This is a genomic window from Deltaproteobacteria bacterium GWC2_65_14, assembly GCA_001797615.1.
Taxonomy (GTDB): Bacteria; Desulfobacterota; Deferrimicrobia; order Deferrimicrobiales; family Deferrimicrobiaceae; genus GWC2-65-14.
On record MGPV01000004.1, the window covers coordinates 45,458 to 59,694 of the forward strand.

Sequence of the window (14,237 nt, forward strand, 5' to 3'; positions counted from 1 at the left end):
CTTCTTCGGGAAGTAGGGTTTCCGGGGGTCGCCGGGGACATCTCCTCGAGGTTGTCGGCAGTACGGTTGGAGGAGTGTCCCCGCCCAAGGCGCTATCCCGGCTGATCTTCATCTGATATTCTACCTGGATGCAGCCGTTTCCCTCCTCCCGGCCGGAGAGGCTTCTCCTGCGCGCCGTGAACTGGCTGGGGGATGCCGTGATGACGACTCCCGCCATGGGCGCCATCCGCTCCGCCTTCCCGGGGACGAAAATCGTGGCCGCCGCCCGCCCCCCCGTCGCGGACCTTCTCCGGAATCACCCCTTCGTGGACGAGGTGGTCGTCTATGATCGGGGGGGGGGCCATTCCGGGATCTCCGGAACCCTGCGGATGGCGAGGGATCTGCGGCGCGGGCGGTTCGGGGCGGCGATCCTGCTCCAGAACGCCTTCGACGCGGCGTTGCTGGCCTTCCTCTCGGGGATCCCGGACCGAGCGGGGTACGCCACGGACGGGAGGGGCCTGCTGCTCTCCCGGGCGGTTCCGGTGACGGAGGAGGTCCTGTCGCTTCACCATGTCGAGTATTACCTTCACCTGGTCGGGGCGCTCGGGATCCGCCGCCCGGAGGAGGCCGTCCTCACGCTGCACGTGACGGAGGAGGAGCGGGCCGCCGCCCGGGAAAGGCTGGGCGTCCTCGGGGTCCCGGAAGGAAGGCGGATCGTCGCGATCAACCCGGGGGCGACCTTCGGGTCGGCGAAGCGATGGTTCCCGGAACGGTTCGCCGCGGTGGCGGACGCACTCTCCGAGGAATGGGACGCCGCCGTCCTGCTGGTCGGATCGGCTCCCGAGCGGCCGCTGGCGGACGAGATCGAGGCCGCGATGCGGAAAAGTCCGGTGAACCTCTCGGGCCGCACGACCGTCCGGGAGCTGATGGCGCTGCTCTCGCACAGCGTATTCCTCGTAACGAACGACTCCGGCCCGATGCACATCGCGGCGGCGTTCAACGTGCCGATGGCGGCCATCTTCGGGCCGACCGACTGGAGGAAGACCTCCCCCTGGACAACGCGCGCCAGGATCGTCCGGGTGGACGTCGACTGCTCCCCCTGCCGGCTCCGGGAGTGCGACCGCGGGCACGAGTGCATGCTGGGGATCACGCCGGAGATGGTCGTGGATGCCGCGCGCGGCCTGATGGCGGAGGCCGTGTAAGGTGGAGCCGGGGAGGATCCGGCGGATCCTGATCGTCAAGCTCTCCGCGCTGGGGGATGTGGCGCATGCCCTTCCGGTCGTCGACTACCTGGGAAAGAGGGCGCCCGGGTCGGCGGTCGACTGGGTGGTCGACCGCAGGTTCGCCGGCCTGCTCGAAGGGCACCCGGGGCTGCGCCGGGTGATCCCACTGGACCTGAAGACCTGGAAGAGCGGCTGGACGTCCCGGGAGGTGCGCCGGGAAGCGGGGGACGCGGTGCGGTTGCTTCGCGCGGGGGGGTACGACGCCGCCTTCGACATCCAGGGGAACACGAAAAGCGGCGTGGTGACCTGGCTGTCCGGCGCTCCCCTGCGGTTCGGGTTCGCCCGGAACGGCGTGCGCGAGTCCCCGAACCTCCTGTTCACCAACCGGAAGGTCCCGCTGCGCGGGGAGGACCGGCACATCGGCCGGAAATACCTGCGGGTCGTGAGCGCGCCCTTCGGGGGAACGTTCGACCCCGGGGAGTTTCGAGCGACCGTAGCCACGTCGCCGGAGGACGACGAGCGGGCGGCCGCAACACTGAGGGAGCTGGCTCCCGGCGCTTCGCATGTCGTGTCCGTGCATCCCGGCACGACCTGGGAGACCAAGCGGATGGACGCCTCCTTCTGGGCCGGGGCGATCCGCCTCCTGCGGGAGGCCTACCCCTCCCTGGGGGTCCTTCTTTCCTGGGGGGACGAGGCGGAGCGGCGGGAGGCGGAGCGGATCCGGGATCTGGCGGCCGGCGGGGTGGCGCTTCTGCCGCCTCTCTCCCTGAAGGGGATCGCCGCCGTCTACCGCAGGTGCGGCTATCTCATGGCGCCCGACACCGGGCCGCTCCACATTGCCGCGGCCGTGGGAGCGAGGACCGTCTCCGTCTTCCGCGCCACCGACGGCAGCCGTAACGCCCCGCACGGGCCGACCCACCGGTTCCTGCAGGCGCCGATGCCCTGCACGGCCTGCCTCCGGAAACGGTGCGACCGGGACGCCGAGTGCCGGGAGAGCGTTCGACCGGAGGACGTGGCAACCACGATGGCCAGCCTGATCGACGTTCCCGAAAGGAACGGGAGAGAAAGTCCCCGGAGTCCCGGAGGAGTATCATGATGAACCTACTGAAAAAAATACGGAATCATTATTTAATATGGATTCAAGGGAATTTCTCAAGTATTTAAGTAATAATCCGGAAATCACTCGAGGGGAATGCTTTATCTACTTGGATGCGCATTGGGGAAAGGAGGTGCCTCTTAAAGAGGAAATATTCATCATAAGCTTTTACTGGGAAAAATTCATTATCATGGTCGATGATTTTGAAGTTCCTTGGGATGATGGTTATGGATATGGTAGTTATGGCACTTTACGATATATAGATATGACCAGTCTGAAATCCAAATATAATCTATGTGCTTTTTTTCCGAGTTTGCCTTCGAAAGAAGAAATCCCCGGAGCTACCGGATGTGTACTATTGACGAAAAACAATGAATTTGCAAATTCCCCGCAAGAAATATCTTCCATAAAAAGGTTTTAGGAGGAAATACATTCATGGTGCAAGGGCAACGGCAACCGGCGGATGGATCCCTTTTTCTCGGGGGGGGTGACGAGGGATGAGAAGCGTTTCCGGCAAGCTGCGCGTCCTCTCCGTTTTCGGGACCCGCCCTGAAGCGATCAAGATGGCGCCCGTTGTCCGGGAGCTTGCGGGTCGGCCCGAAATGTTCTCGAGCACGGTCTGCATCACCGCGCAGCACCGCCAGATGCTCGACCCGGTGCTTTCACTCTTCGACATTTGCCCGGAGTACGACCTGGACATCATGACACCCGGGCAGGACCTTTTCGATGTCACCTGCAATGTCATCCGGGGGATGCGGGACGTTCTCCGCAGGGAGCGGCCCGACATCGTGCTCGTCCAGGGCGACACCACGACGACCATGGCCGCGGCCATGTCGGCCTACTATTCCGGCGTGACGGTGGGGCATGTGGAGGCCGGCCTCCGGACGCACGACAAGCGCGCACCGTTTCCGGAGGAGATCAATCGCACGATCACGGGCGTCCTTGCCGATTTCCATTTCGCCCCGACGGCAGTCTCCCGCGAGAACCTGTTGCGGGAGGGGATCCCCGACGAAACGATTTTCATCACGGGGAATACGGTCATCGACGCTCTTCTCTCGGTGTCGGGCCGGATCGAGCGGGATTCCGCTCTCCGGAAAGAGCTGGATCACAGGTTTTCCTTTCTCGACGGGAGAAGAAAGCTCATTCTCGTCACCGGCCACCGCCGGGAGAGCTTCGGACAAGGGTTTGAGCAGATCTGCCTCGCCCTTGCCGACATCGCCCGGCACGATCCCGGAGTGGAAATTCTCTACCCCGTCCACATGAACCCCAACGTCCGGGAGCCGGTGAACCGGTTGCTGGGAGGGGCAGGAGATGCCAACATCCGCCTGATCGAGCCGGTGGAGTATCTGCCTTTCGTGTATCTGATGAAGCGCGCATTCCTGATCCTCACCGACTCGGGAGGGGTCCAGGAGGAGGCTCCGTCCCTCGGGAAACCGGTTCTCGTGATGCGGGAGCGCACCGAAAGGCCGGAAGCGATTGCGGCGGGGACCGCCAGGCTCGTGGGCACGGACCGGGAAAAAATCTTCTCCGGGACTGTACACCTGCTGCGGGATGCCGACGCCTACCGGGCGATGTCCCTCGCACACAACCCGTACGGCGACGGCCGGGCGTCCGGGAGAATTGTGGATGTCCTGAAAACCGTCAAGGTTTCCCGGGAAGAGGAATGAACCGATGACCGGGATGCGCATCCACGGGTTATCGAAAAGGGAGCTGTTCCGGAAGGCCCTTTCCCTCAGGGAGCAGGGGCGGCTGTTCGATCTGGAGAATTCGTATTTTGTGGAAGCGTTCCGGGGAAGCGTCGATCGCTTTTGTGAAATCGCATACCACCTGAGAGGTTCGAAAAGGGTGCTCGACGTCGGGTCGGGGGGCGGTCTATTGCTTTCCCTGTTGTCCGAGCTGGGACACGAATGTTTCGCCATCGATGTGAACGACGTGCCGGAATTCGCGCCCGACATCTATGTGGCGAAGAACATCGTGTTCAAGAGATGCAATGTCGAAGTAGACCCGATCCCGTATCCGGACGATTACTTCGATGCGGTGGTCTGTTGCCAGACGCTCGAGCATTTTACGCATACCCACTTGAACGCCGTAAAGGAAATGAGGAGGGTATTAAAAGCCGGGGGGATCGTGGAAATCGATGTCCCCAACGCGGTATGTTTCCGGAATCGAAGCAGAATGATTCGCGGAAAGCATATTACCTGGGAATACAAGAAGCATTATCTCCGTGCAGAGCCGGTTCACTATAAGGGGATGTCGTTTTATCCTGACAGGCACAACCGCGATTTCACGATAGAGGATCTGAAAATATTGCTAGAAGAGGCGGGCTTCGAAATCGACCGGGTGTATTTCCTCAAATCGAGAAGGTACAGGGTGGGGATCCAATCCATGTTGTCGTTAGGAAGCATGGCGAGAGACCTTGTCCCGTCCTTCCGGAAATCGATCATCGCCTTCGGGAAAAAGCCGGAGGAGGTCGCTGCTTCCCGACAGAAGGAAGAATAGGAATGGATCGGAGCTCGGTGGATACAGGGAGAATGGAGAATCCGATCCACATCATCGAGCCGACGCTCGAATCCGAGGCGGGGCATTGCCACAGCTTCGTCGAAAGCCTCTGCCGAGCCACGATCGGAAACCCGCAATCGATGTGCATCTGGGCGGGAAAGGGGGCGCGGCTCCCTCGTCTTGAGTCGTCCGGCATCACGGTCCGCCCCTATTTTCGACGAAGGGTACGCCGCATCCAGGAATATTTTCTTCTCAGGAAACTGTTGAAAAGCCCGGGGCGCATCTTCGTTTCCACGGCGGGACGGGTGGACCTTCTCCTCCTCGACCGGGCTGCCACCGAGGAGATACCCCCCGGCAAGGCTTTCCTGTATTTTCATTGGGCCCGGCCGACATCTGCGAAGGAGGCCGTTTATCGGAATGCAGCCAGGAACCAGCCGCATATCGTGATCCTTGCGCCGACGCCCTCCATCGGCGAGGTCTTCTCCCGTTGCGGGTTTGGGCACACGAAGGTCGTTCCCTACCCTATCACGCCCAGGGGAGAGGTTTCTGAAGACAGACCGACCGATTTCCGCCATGTCCTGTTCGCCGGGGCGGCGAGGCAGGAAAAGGGGTTTTCGGCAGTGGTCGATCTGGTTGCCTTCCTGACGGATATCGGACGCGACGTTCCGGTCGTGATGCAGGCGTCCGCAGATCATTACGACCGATTCGACCCGGAGACGAAGGCGGATCTGATCCGGTTGCAATCCACCCGGTACCACGCTCTTCGGGTGGTTCGGGAAACGCTGGATCCCCTTGTCTACTCGGATCTTTTTCATGGTGCGATCTGCCTTCAGCCGTACCGGCGGGAGGATTTCGCCGACAGGATCAGCGGGGTGACGTTGGATGCCCTGTCCGCGGGATGCCCTGTCGTGGCCACGGCCGGAACCTGGATGGCGGGGGTGGTCCGGCGCTTCGATGCCGGACGGGAGGTAAACGATCTTTCCCCGGAGTCGTTGCTGGCCGCGGTCGACGGCATCCGGTCCGAGTACGGACGATACCAAAAGAACGCCGCCCGAGCGGGGAAGACGCTCCAGGAGGAGAACAGCGGGCGACATCTTCTGTCGGTTCTGTCGGGAGGGTGAGCGACGATGGAAGACCGGAGGAAGCGGGAACGCCGCCCCGTCTCGGCGGTGGTGATCGCCCTCAACGAGGAGCATCGTATCGTCCCTTGCCTCGAGAGCCTGTCGTGGGCGGATGAAATCGTCGTCGTCGACTCGGGCAGCGTGGACGGCACCGTCGCTCTGGCCAGAAGGTACACGGACAAGGTCCACTCCGTCCCGTGGAAGGGATTCGGTCCCCAGAAACAGGCGGCCGTCGACCTCGCCGCCCACGACGCGGTGTTCAACGCGGATTGCGATGAACGCGTCACCCCGGAACTGGCCGAGGAGATCCAGGCGATCCTGTCCGGCGATGAGATGCTGCCGGGCTACTCCGTTCCGAGGCGCACGTTCCTCGGCGGGAAGGAGATACGCCATTGCGGCTGGTACCCCGACCGGACGGTCCGGTTTTTCGACCGGAGGAACGCCCGCTATTCGGACGATATCGTTCACGAACGCGTTGTCGTGTCGGGCCGGGTCGGAGAGTGTCGTCATCACCTCCTGCATGATTCCTTCTCGGGGGTGGCCGACCTGCTCGCGAAGCTCCAGCGATACGGCGACCTGTCCGCCCGGCAGATGCACGAGGCCGGACGCAGGTGCCGTCTGTCCGACGTCCTGCTTCGGCCTCCTTTCGCCTTCTTCCGGACGTACGTTCTCAAGCTCGGGTTCCTCGACGGCTTCGAGGGTCTGCTGATCTCGGCGACCACGGCCTTTCTGGCCTTCACGAAGTATGTGAAGCTGCGGGAAATGGAGAAGACGGACGGAGAGGTCGTTTGACGGCCGTGGGTAAAGTCCCCGCGAGAGGGCCGGAGGAGAGTCGTCTACGGATCCTTCACATCGTACGGCGCTACGGTACCGTGGGCGGGATGGAACGATATGTCTGGGAGCTCACCAGGGAGCTGGCGGCCCTGGGTCACCGGGTCGGCGTGCTCTGCGAAGAAACGTTCGTCCCGGAGCCTCCTCCCGGAGTCGAGATGTTTCCCCTAGGGTCGCCCTGGCGACGCCCCCGCTGGGTTTCCTACCTTCGGTTCTCGCGCCGGGTCGGCCGTTGGGTGGAGGATCATCCCTCGGAGCCCTGGTTGGTCCACAGCCACGAGCGGACGGGGAATCATCAGGTCACCACGTTTCACGGTCCTCCTTTCGCGCCGGTCCGGGATCGCCCCCTCTGGCGGCGGACGTCGCTTCGCGTCGCCGCCTATCTCTGGATGGAGCGACGGGAAGTCTGCGGGCCGAAGGTGAGGGCCGTCGTCCCGAACTCCCGCGTCATCGCGGACCAGTTGCGGAGATATTACCCCGATGCCGCCGCACGCATGGCGGATCCCATCGTGCCGGGCGTCGTCCCCTCGCCGGTGCGTCCATCCCGGCCGGTTCCGGGGGACGGGGGAATCGTGGGGTTCGTCGGGTACGAATGGAGGCGCAAGGGGTTGGAGATGGCCGTCCGGATCGCAAAGGGCCTTGCCCGCACGCGTCCGAAGATGGAATTCTGGGTCGTGGGCCCGGACCCCGAAGAGGTCCGGCACCTGTTCCGGGACTTCGGCGGGACGTACCGGCTGCTGGGAAAGGCGGAAACCGCAGATCTGTATCACAGGATCGACCTCCTCCTGCATCCCGCGGCCCGGGAGCCGTACGGAATGGTGGTGGCCGAGGCGATGGCCGCGAAGGTGGGGGTCGTGATCTCGGACCATTGCGGCGTGGCGGATACGGTCACGGAGCGTCATGGATCGGTATTGTCGCTCCAGGACCCGGTGGAGGAGTGGGTTGCGGCATCCCGGAGGGTGCTCGAACGGTCCGATCCCTTTCCCGGATACGACCGGACCTGGAAGCTGGTGGCCATGGACTACGAGCGGCTGTACCGTTCCTTGACGCCGGTCCCTTCCTCCGAGGGGTGAACCTGTAAGGAGGACGGGCGGAAGAGGAGAAAGATGGAGAAGGGGAGAAACTGGCTGATCATCACGCACGCGTGCAACCTGGACGGCAGGGCCGCCTCGCAGCATATCGATGACCGGCTACCGTACCTGAAAAAGGAAGGGATCACTCCCCTGATCCTCTCGGGCCCCACGGGTCCTCCGTTGACCGAAACGTTCCATGTGCAGACCTACTCGCCGGCCCCTTCGGGTCTCCGCTTCGAGCTTGGTTACAAGCTGAGGACGGAAGCGGAGGGCCGCCCGCTGTTCCGGCTGTTCGGAACGGTGCTCCGTTTCCTCGCGCTCCCGTTCTATCTCGTCGAAAAGATCTTCCTCGATGTGGAAAGCCAGTGGTCCTGGTTCCTGTCCGCGGGCGTCCGCGGATACTTCCTGTGCAAAAAATACGATCCGGAGATCATTTATTCGACCGGGGGGCCGTTCAGCGCCCATATCGCAGCCGCCATGATCGCCGCAAAGTGTGGGAAGACCTGGATCGCGGAGCTGCAGGATCCTCTTGTGCACGGAGACTGGCAGAGGTCCGGGAGGGCTCTCCGGATCCATGCCCGGGTGGAGAGACTCATCTGCAAAAGGGCGGACGCGGTGGTGTTTGTGACGGACGGCGCAAGGCGGGGGGCAAGCGAAAGGACCGGGCTAGGGAACCGGGGATGGGCCATACATCCGGGAGCGGTCCCGGTTTCCGTCTCCCCCGGGGAATATCATCAAGGGAGTTCCTGCCGGTTCGCCCACTACGGTTCCCTGGCGGGGTCGAGAAACGTGGACGTCTTCCTGGCGGCGCTGGAACGGCTTTTCCGGGAGCGTCCGGACCTCTCCGGGTCGGTCAGGCTGGACCTGTACGGGAGCTGCGACCGGCACTCGCTGTCGCGGATCGAGGCGTTCCCCTTCCCGGACGTCGTGACAGTCCACGGGCGTCTGTCGAGGAGCGAATCGCTCTCCGCCATGCGGAAAAGCGACGTGTTGCTCCTCGTCCAGAACACGAGCGATTTCTCCACCGAGACGATCCCCTCCAAGACCTACGAATATCTGCAGTCGGGCCGCCCGATCCTGGGACTCGTGTACAGGAATCCCGAGCTTGCCGGGATGCTGAAGGGTCTGGGACACACCGTGGCGGAGGCTGCGGACGTCGGCTCGGTGCGTGGCGCCGTATCGGAGATCCACCTAAGGTGGGAAGCGGGGAGGCTCGAAACGCGGGCGGGGTCTCCGTACACCATCGCATCGGCGGTAGAACGACTGGTAGCGGTCGCGGAATCCCGGGGTCCGGCGTAGGAAGGGTCCCTGGAACGAAATCTTGGTGGAAACGGGGACGAACGACCCGAAAGGCTTTTCCCGATGGGGGTTCCCGGGGCAAACGACGGGTCGGCGAGGGCGACGGGCCGATCGTGGTCTGCGACAGGGGGACATTTTCGTGATAGAATTCCCATGATCGATTGCCACGATCTTCTCCGTGGATCATCCGTTCGGAAGATGATGAGAACAGCGTTTATCACAGGAATCAGCGGACAGGACGGGTCGTACCTGTCCGAACTCCTCCTCGGGAAAGGGTACCGGGTTGTCGGGACGGTGCCCGACCGCTCCTCCGCACCCATCGGACGGATCCGCCACCTGCTGGACCGGATCGAGATCGTGCAGGACGACCTGCTCAACCAGGAGCACCTTGAGAAACTCTTCGAGGATCTCCAGCCCGATGAGGTGTACAATTTCGCCGCTAATTCGTTCCGGGCCGATTCATTCACCCAGCCGATCCAGAGTACGGCGGTGCTTGCGGTTGGTGTCACCCGGATCTTGGAGGCAATCCGGAAGATCACCCCGAAGGCCCGGTTCTTCCAATCCTCAAGCAGCGAGATCTATGGAAAGCCAGTGCATGTGCCTCAGACAGAAACCACCCCGTTTCACCCCAGGAGCCCGTACGGAGTTTCGAAGGTGTACGGTCACCTGATGACGATCACGTATAGGGAGACCTACAACCTGTACGCCTGCTCCGGTATCCTGTACAACCACGAGAGCCCGCGGCGCAGCCCTGAGTTCGTCACCCGGAAGATCACCCAGGCGGCAGCGAAGATCAAGCTCGGGCTTGCAAACGATCTTCGCCTCGGGAACCTTGATGCCCGTCGCGACTGGGGATTCGCCGGGGACTACGTGCGCGCCATGTGGCTCATGTTGCAGCAAGACATCCCCGACGACTATGTTATCGCGACGGGGAAAACTCGCTCCGTGCGGGAACTGTGCGAGGAGGCTTTCTCCCACGTTGGGCTCGATTACCGTGAATATGTTGTGCAAGTAGCCGAAAGTTTCCGCCTACCGGAGGCCTCCCAACTGGTGGGGAACCCCGCGAAAGCCCACCGCGTTCTCGGTTGGAAGCGGGAGGTCTCCTTCCGGGACCTCGTGCGGACGATGGTGGACGCGGACCTCGAGGCGCTCCGGGTGGAGCGATCGGGTTGACGGGAAATCAATCTCAAGGAGAACCGCACCGATGATCACGAGAACCACTTGCCGGGTCTGCAATGGTTCGCTGGAGCCGGTCCTCGACCTGGGCGAACATTACGTCTCCAACTTCATCTCCCCCGGCGACTCCGACGGAACGAAAGCCCCCCTTGAGCTGGTGATCTGCCGCCGGTGCCGGCTACTCCAGCTTAAGCACACCGTTCCCGGGGAAACGATGTACCGGAACTACTGGTATCGGTCCGGCACGAACCAGACGATGCGGAACGCCCTCGCCGACATCGCCAACAAGGCGGAAACGCTCATCCACCTGCGCGAGGGAGATTCCGTCGTAGACATCGGCTGCAACGACGGGACCCTCCTTGCCTGCTACAAAACGGGAGGGATTCGGAAGATCGGCTTCGATCCGGCGGAGAACCTGGCCGTCTTCTCGCGGAAGATTGCCGACAAACTGGCGGTCGGCTATTTCGAGGCCGAAGCATTCCAGGCCGATGCGGACCTACGTGGGTGCCGCCCGAAAATCGTCACGAGCATCGCCATGTTCTACGACCTCGAGAACCCCAACAAGTTCGTTTCCGACATCAAAACCGTGATGGACCCGGAGGGACTCTGGATCGTCCAGATGAGCTACCTCCCCCTGATGCTGAAGACGAACGAGTTCGGCAACATCTGCCACGAGCATCTCGAGTACTATTCCCTGGGGTCGTTTGAATACCTGCTGAAACGGCACGATTTCGAGGTGTTGGACACGGAGCTCAATGACATCAACGGCGGGAGTATCCGGGCATACATCCGGAACCGTGGATCGGACCCGAACCGGTTTGCGGATGATACTTACAGGGAACTGGCGGCAGAGCGGGTGCGGGCCCTGCGGGAACACGAAATCCGGTTGGGGCTGGACGACATCGAGGTCTACCGGGAGTTCGCGGTCTGGGTGAACCGGATCAAGGAGGACGTGGTCGGCTTCATCAAGGAGCAGGTGGCCCGTGGGAAAATGGTGTATGTCTATGGAGCGTCGACCAAGGGGAACACGCTACTCCAGTACTTCGGCCTCGATCGGACGCTGATCACCGCCGCCGCCGAGCGGAACCCGGATAAGTGGGGGAAGGTGACGGTCGGGACCCACATCCCGATCGTATCAGAAGAGGAGGCCCGCACCGCGAAGCCCGACTACTTCCTCGTTCTCCCGTGGCACTTCCTCGAGGAGTTCCGGCTGCGGGAGAAGGCGTACCTGCTTTCCGGCGGGAAGTTTATCGTGCCGATGCCGCATTTCACCCTGATCTGATCGTGGTGCAACCCTGATTCGTGGGGCGTTTGCCCATCATGTTTTTCCTGCTTGTCGCGAGGTCGTAAATGGCCATAATCTTGTGCTTCCGGAAGGTCTGGCAATACCACAGCATGCACGAGTTGAGAGCCTGCTGCGGCAGCAGCGAGATGGCCAGGGCAGCCAGTTTCCACAGCTCGGACGCATTGCTTGGCGCGACGATCTTTTTGTACATTTCCCATGAGTAGGAGCCGAGCGCCCGGTAGAGCCTGAGGGTCTTCAACCTCCTCCAGGGTTCGGGTTTCACCCGTTTCCGCTTGGCCTCGTCGGATATTCGGTCAAGCGACCAGATGATATGCGGCCATTTATACATAAAAACTTCGAATGAGCGTGATGTCCACTGAGCGTTCCCATAGCGTATGGTGATGTACGGTTGTCCAATGACCCGGGTGCTGCCGGGCAGCGGATTCTGGAAGATGACCCCGACGTGTACGAACTCGGTGCCGAAATAACGGGCATGTTCCCGCTCCAGCCACGTCTTTCGTCGGATCACGACACCCCCGATGAAGGATATTGCGGGGACGATCCGCAGGAACAGTCCCTCCATATCATCGGGACCGAACGTTTCATCCTCCCGGTTATCGAGCATGGACGGATGGAGCAAGGTCGAGAAATCTCGGTCCATCACGTCGGCGTTGACGATGACCAGGGAGGGAACGCTCCGAAGTTCGTCCAGTATGCGTTTCACCGCCCCCGGCTTGTACAGATCGTCGTCCGGGAACAGCCAGCAGTATTCGCCACGGGCGTCTTCGACCGCCTTGCAGAAATCCTGGTCGACCCCTCCCTTCTCCGGGAGTCTGATGTACCGAAGTCCGGGGCAGTCGGCTGCATAACGTTCCATGACGGTCCGGGTGGCATCGGTCGAGGCCCCGTCCACGACGACAATCTCGACCTCCTCGGTGAGTTGGGGGATGATGCTATCCAGCGTCTCGCCGATGAAGTCCGCGCGATTGTAGGTCGCGATGCAGATGGAGAGGAGCGGAGATTTCATTTCTTCAGGAACTCCAGGAACACGACCCCTTCTCCGGGAAGTTCATCCAGTGACGGGTAATAACGGTATTCCGTCGCCATCATGTACGGCTCCCGCCAGAACGGATACCGCCCGCCGAGGACGCGCTTCATGGTCGCGTTCCGGAAAAAAAGGCCGTTCGTTTTTTCGCCGAAAATCACCATGTGTTCCGGCGGTCCGGTGATACGGTAAATCTTCTCCCGAAGCCTTTTTTCGTCGTAATAGCGTTGCCAGAAAGTATACCCGTCGCTTCCCGGTTGCAGCACCCCGTACTGGTTGTCGCTGATGTACTGCTCCAGGGGTTGCGACATGCATGGCAGCGTCAGCACAAGCCTGCCGCCGGTCCGCAGAAGGGACCACATCCGTTCGACCGCCTCGCTGTCAGCCGGTATGTGTTCCAGTACAGAGATACAGGTGATCAGGTCAAAAGACGATGGTTCGAAGGATGCCTGCTCGACCGTCCGCGCGCTGAACCGGCACCGCTGGCCAACCCCGAACGCCCGAAAGAACCTCTCGGTGTCGCGTATGTCGTTTGCGTCCGGGTTGATGAGCTCTGCGATTGCCTGCCGGTTGGATCGCATGAGCATGAGCGGGAGAAGGCGGGGCGAGGAAACATCCAGGTAGCGCGTAAACGGCAACCGGCGCAGTCTTTCCCACGACACGTCGAACTCGAAATATCGCGTCGAGTCCATGGGGAAAAACATCAGGCTGTAATGGCCTCGCTTGAGGCGTCGGGGAACAAGCGAAATCACGGCGAGCCATGCGCATTGCAAATGGAAAAAGAGCCCCGGCCCGCCGGCGAACCATGCGGCCAACCAGTATGCAGGGCACAGGATGTTGCCTGCGAGTCGCATCAGGAAGGACCGTAATCCGCGGCACCGCATGGCTAGCGGCACTTCGATGTACTGTTTTCTCATCCTCAAGTTCCTTGATAGATCGATCGGTGCGATGCGGGAATCCGCCGTCCTTTCTTGCATCTTGATAATCCGGAAGCCGAATGGGACGTCCGTAACTACCCAACCCGTGAGAGATTCGACAATACGTGTTTCAGCCGGCGCTCAAATTGCCAACGTTTGAGGAATCCGCGCGGCATCAGTTCTTTGATGATCCGCATTCTGTTCTCGGTCTTGAACCGCCGGGATTCCGGGCTTCGGGTACGCTCGTCCTCCTTAAGATATGACTCAATGATGTCGAGCTGTCGATCCCGCGGATGACGTGGAGAGTACCGCATTCCAAATTTTCTCTCAAGGAGGCAGCGGTTTTTCTTCAAGAGTTCTTTGGTTTTCCGGGGGGTCTTCCCGAACGAGGAGCTCCCCCGGTGGTAAACGAAGATATCCTCCCGACAGACGAGCCGGTAACCAGCCTTGCGCATGCGAAGGCAGTAGTCGTCGTCCTCATAAAATCCCAGATCGAAGGCCTCGTCGAGGAGGCCCACCTTGTCTGCCGTTTCCCGGCGGAGCGCCACGCAGAAAAACCCCAGCCGTTCAGTTTCAAAGGCATCGCCACGGCTGTGCCAGGCCCATGCCGCCCCCTCCGCGAGGATTTCGGCCGGGGTGACGCCGCTGGTGAAAATCTTCTGCTCATTGCCGACCGCATTGGAAACTGGCCCG

Annotated in this window: 12 protein-coding genes and 1 pseudogene (1 of these 13 cut by a window edge); 10 read left to right on the top strand and 3 right to left on the bottom strand. The window is 61.7% G+C overall.

The genetic code is table 11. The annotated features are described in order from the left end of the window. The first annotated feature begins 128 nt into the window (after positions 1 to 128). The 10 genes from A2X88_03105 to A2X88_03150 all read left to right on the top strand — a co-directional run bounded on the left by A2X88_03105 (position 129) and on the right by A2X88_03150 (position 11,579). Positions 129 to 1,181 carry a lipopolysaccharide heptosyltransferase II gene (locus A2X88_03105; GenBank protein ID OGP35767.1) on the top strand — a complete coding sequence of 351 codons (1,053 nt, stop codon included), beginning with the start codon at positions 129 to 131 and terminating at the stop codon, positions 1,179 to 1,181. 16 nt (positions 1,182 to 1,197) lie between these two features. Continuing rightward, positions 1,198 to 2,298: a hypothetical protein gene (locus A2X88_03110; GenBank protein OGP35778.1), complete on the top strand. Its 1,101-nt coding sequence runs from the start codon at positions 1,198 to 1,200 to the stop codon at positions 2,296 to 2,298. 518 nt (positions 2,299 to 2,816) lie between these two features. Next, a complete protein-coding gene (locus A2X88_03115; GenBank protein ID OGP35779.1) occupies positions 2,817 to 3,965 on the top strand; it encodes a UDP-N-acetylglucosamine 2-epimerase in 1,149 nt (382 codons plus the stop codon). Positions 3,966 to 3,978: 13 nt separating this feature from the next. Continuing rightward, the gene (locus tag A2X88_03120) at positions 3,979 to 4,797 is read left to right on the top strand and encodes a hypothetical protein (protein ID OGP35780.1); all 819 of its coding nucleotides are present in this window, start codon (positions 3,979 to 3,981) and stop codon (positions 4,795 to 4,797) included. A 2-nt stretch (positions 4,798 to 4,799) separates the two neighbouring features. Continuing rightward, the gene (locus tag A2X88_03125; GenBank protein ID OGP35768.1) at positions 4,800 to 5,918 is read left to right on the top strand and encodes a hypothetical protein; all 1,119 of its coding nucleotides are present in this window, start codon (positions 4,800 to 4,802) and stop codon (positions 5,916 to 5,918) included. Positions 5,919 to 5,924: 6 nt separating this feature from the next. Beyond that, positions 5,925 to 6,710 carry a hypothetical protein gene (locus A2X88_03130; GenBank protein ID OGP35769.1) on the top strand — a complete coding sequence of 262 codons (786 nt, stop codon included), beginning with the start codon at positions 5,925 to 5,927 and terminating at the stop codon, positions 6,708 to 6,710. A gap of 89 nt (positions 6,711 to 6,799) precedes the next feature. Further along, positions 6,800 to 7,822 (top strand): hypothetical protein, encoded by a 1,023-nt coding sequence (locus tag A2X88_03135; protein OGP35781.1) that lies wholly within the window; start codon positions 6,800 to 6,802, stop codon positions 7,820 to 7,822. A gap of 33 nt (positions 7,823 to 7,855) precedes the next feature. Then, positions 7,856 to 9,121, top strand: coding sequence for a hypothetical protein (locus A2X88_03140; GenBank protein OGP35770.1), 1,266 nt, complete (start codon positions 7,856 to 7,858; stop codon positions 9,119 to 9,121). A gap of 201 nt (positions 9,122 to 9,322) precedes the next feature. Continuing rightward, complete coding sequence (locus A2X88_03145; GenBank protein OGP35782.1) at positions 9,323 to 10,294, top strand: GDP-mannose 4,6-dehydratase; 972 nt, start codon at positions 9,323 to 9,325, stop codon at positions 10,292 to 10,294. A gap of 31 nt (positions 10,295 to 10,325) precedes the next feature. Beyond that, the gene (locus tag A2X88_03150) at positions 10,326 to 11,579 is read left to right on the top strand and encodes a hypothetical protein (GenBank protein ID OGP35771.1); all 1,254 of its coding nucleotides are present in this window, start codon (positions 10,326 to 10,328) and stop codon (positions 11,577 to 11,579) included. On the opposite strand, the gene A2X88_03155 is transcribed toward A2X88_03150, so the two are convergent. From A2X88_03155 to A2X88_03165, 3 genes and pseudogenes are all read right to left on the bottom strand, one after another. Further along, positions 11,566 to 12,609, bottom strand: coding sequence for a hypothetical protein (locus tag A2X88_03155; GenBank protein OGP35772.1), 1,044 nt, complete (start codon positions 12,607 to 12,609; stop codon positions 11,566 to 11,568). The two genes, A2X88_03150 and A2X88_03155, sit on opposite strands and share 14 nt — an antisense overlap. Further along, entirely contained in the window at positions 12,606 to 13,544 is a 939-nt protein-coding gene (locus A2X88_03160) for a hypothetical protein (protein ID OGP35773.1), read from the bottom strand. The genes A2X88_03155 and A2X88_03160 overlap by 4 nt, the downstream gene beginning before the upstream one ends. Positions 13,545 to 13,639: 95 nt before the next feature. After that, positions 13,640 to 14,237: pseudogene (locus A2X88_03165) on the bottom strand (hypothetical protein); it runs 359 nt beyond the window's last position.

Bases quoted from the DNA above. Each gene is read 5' to 3' on its own strand.
- A2X88_03105 (OGP35767.1), top strand. From the start codon at position 129: ATGCAGCCGTTTCCCTCCTCCCGGCCGGAGAGGCTTCTCCTGCGCGCC.
- A2X88_03155 (OGP35772.1), bottom strand. From the start codon at position 12,609: ATGAAATCTCCGCTCCTCTCCATCTGCATCGCGACCTACAATCGCGCG.
- A2X88_03160 (OGP35773.1), bottom strand. From the start codon at position 13,544: ATGAGAAAACAGTACATCGAAGTGCCGCTAGCCATGCGGTGCCGCGGA.
- A2X88_03145 (OGP35782.1), top strand. From the start codon at position 9,323: ATGAGAACAGCGTTTATCACAGGAATCAGCGGACAGGACGGGTCGTAC.
- A2X88_03150 (OGP35771.1), top strand. From the start codon at position 10,326: ATGATCACGAGAACCACTTGCCGGGTCTGCAATGGTTCGCTGGAGCCG.
- A2X88_03130 (OGP35769.1), top strand. From the start codon at position 5,925: ATGGAAGACCGGAGGAAGCGGGAACGCCGCCCCGTCTCGGCGGTGGTG.
- A2X88_03140 (OGP35770.1), top strand. From the start codon at position 7,856: ATGGAGAAGGGGAGAAACTGGCTGATCATCACGCACGCGTGCAACCTG.
- A2X88_03135 (OGP35781.1), top strand. From the start codon at position 6,800: ATGGAACGATATGTCTGGGAGCTCACCAGGGAGCTGGCGGCCCTGGGT.
- A2X88_03120 (OGP35780.1), top strand. From the start codon at position 3,979: ATGCGCATCCACGGGTTATCGAAAAGGGAGCTGTTCCGGAAGGCCCTT.
- A2X88_03125 (OGP35768.1), top strand. From the start codon at position 4,800: ATGGATCGGAGCTCGGTGGATACAGGGAGAATGGAGAATCCGATCCAC.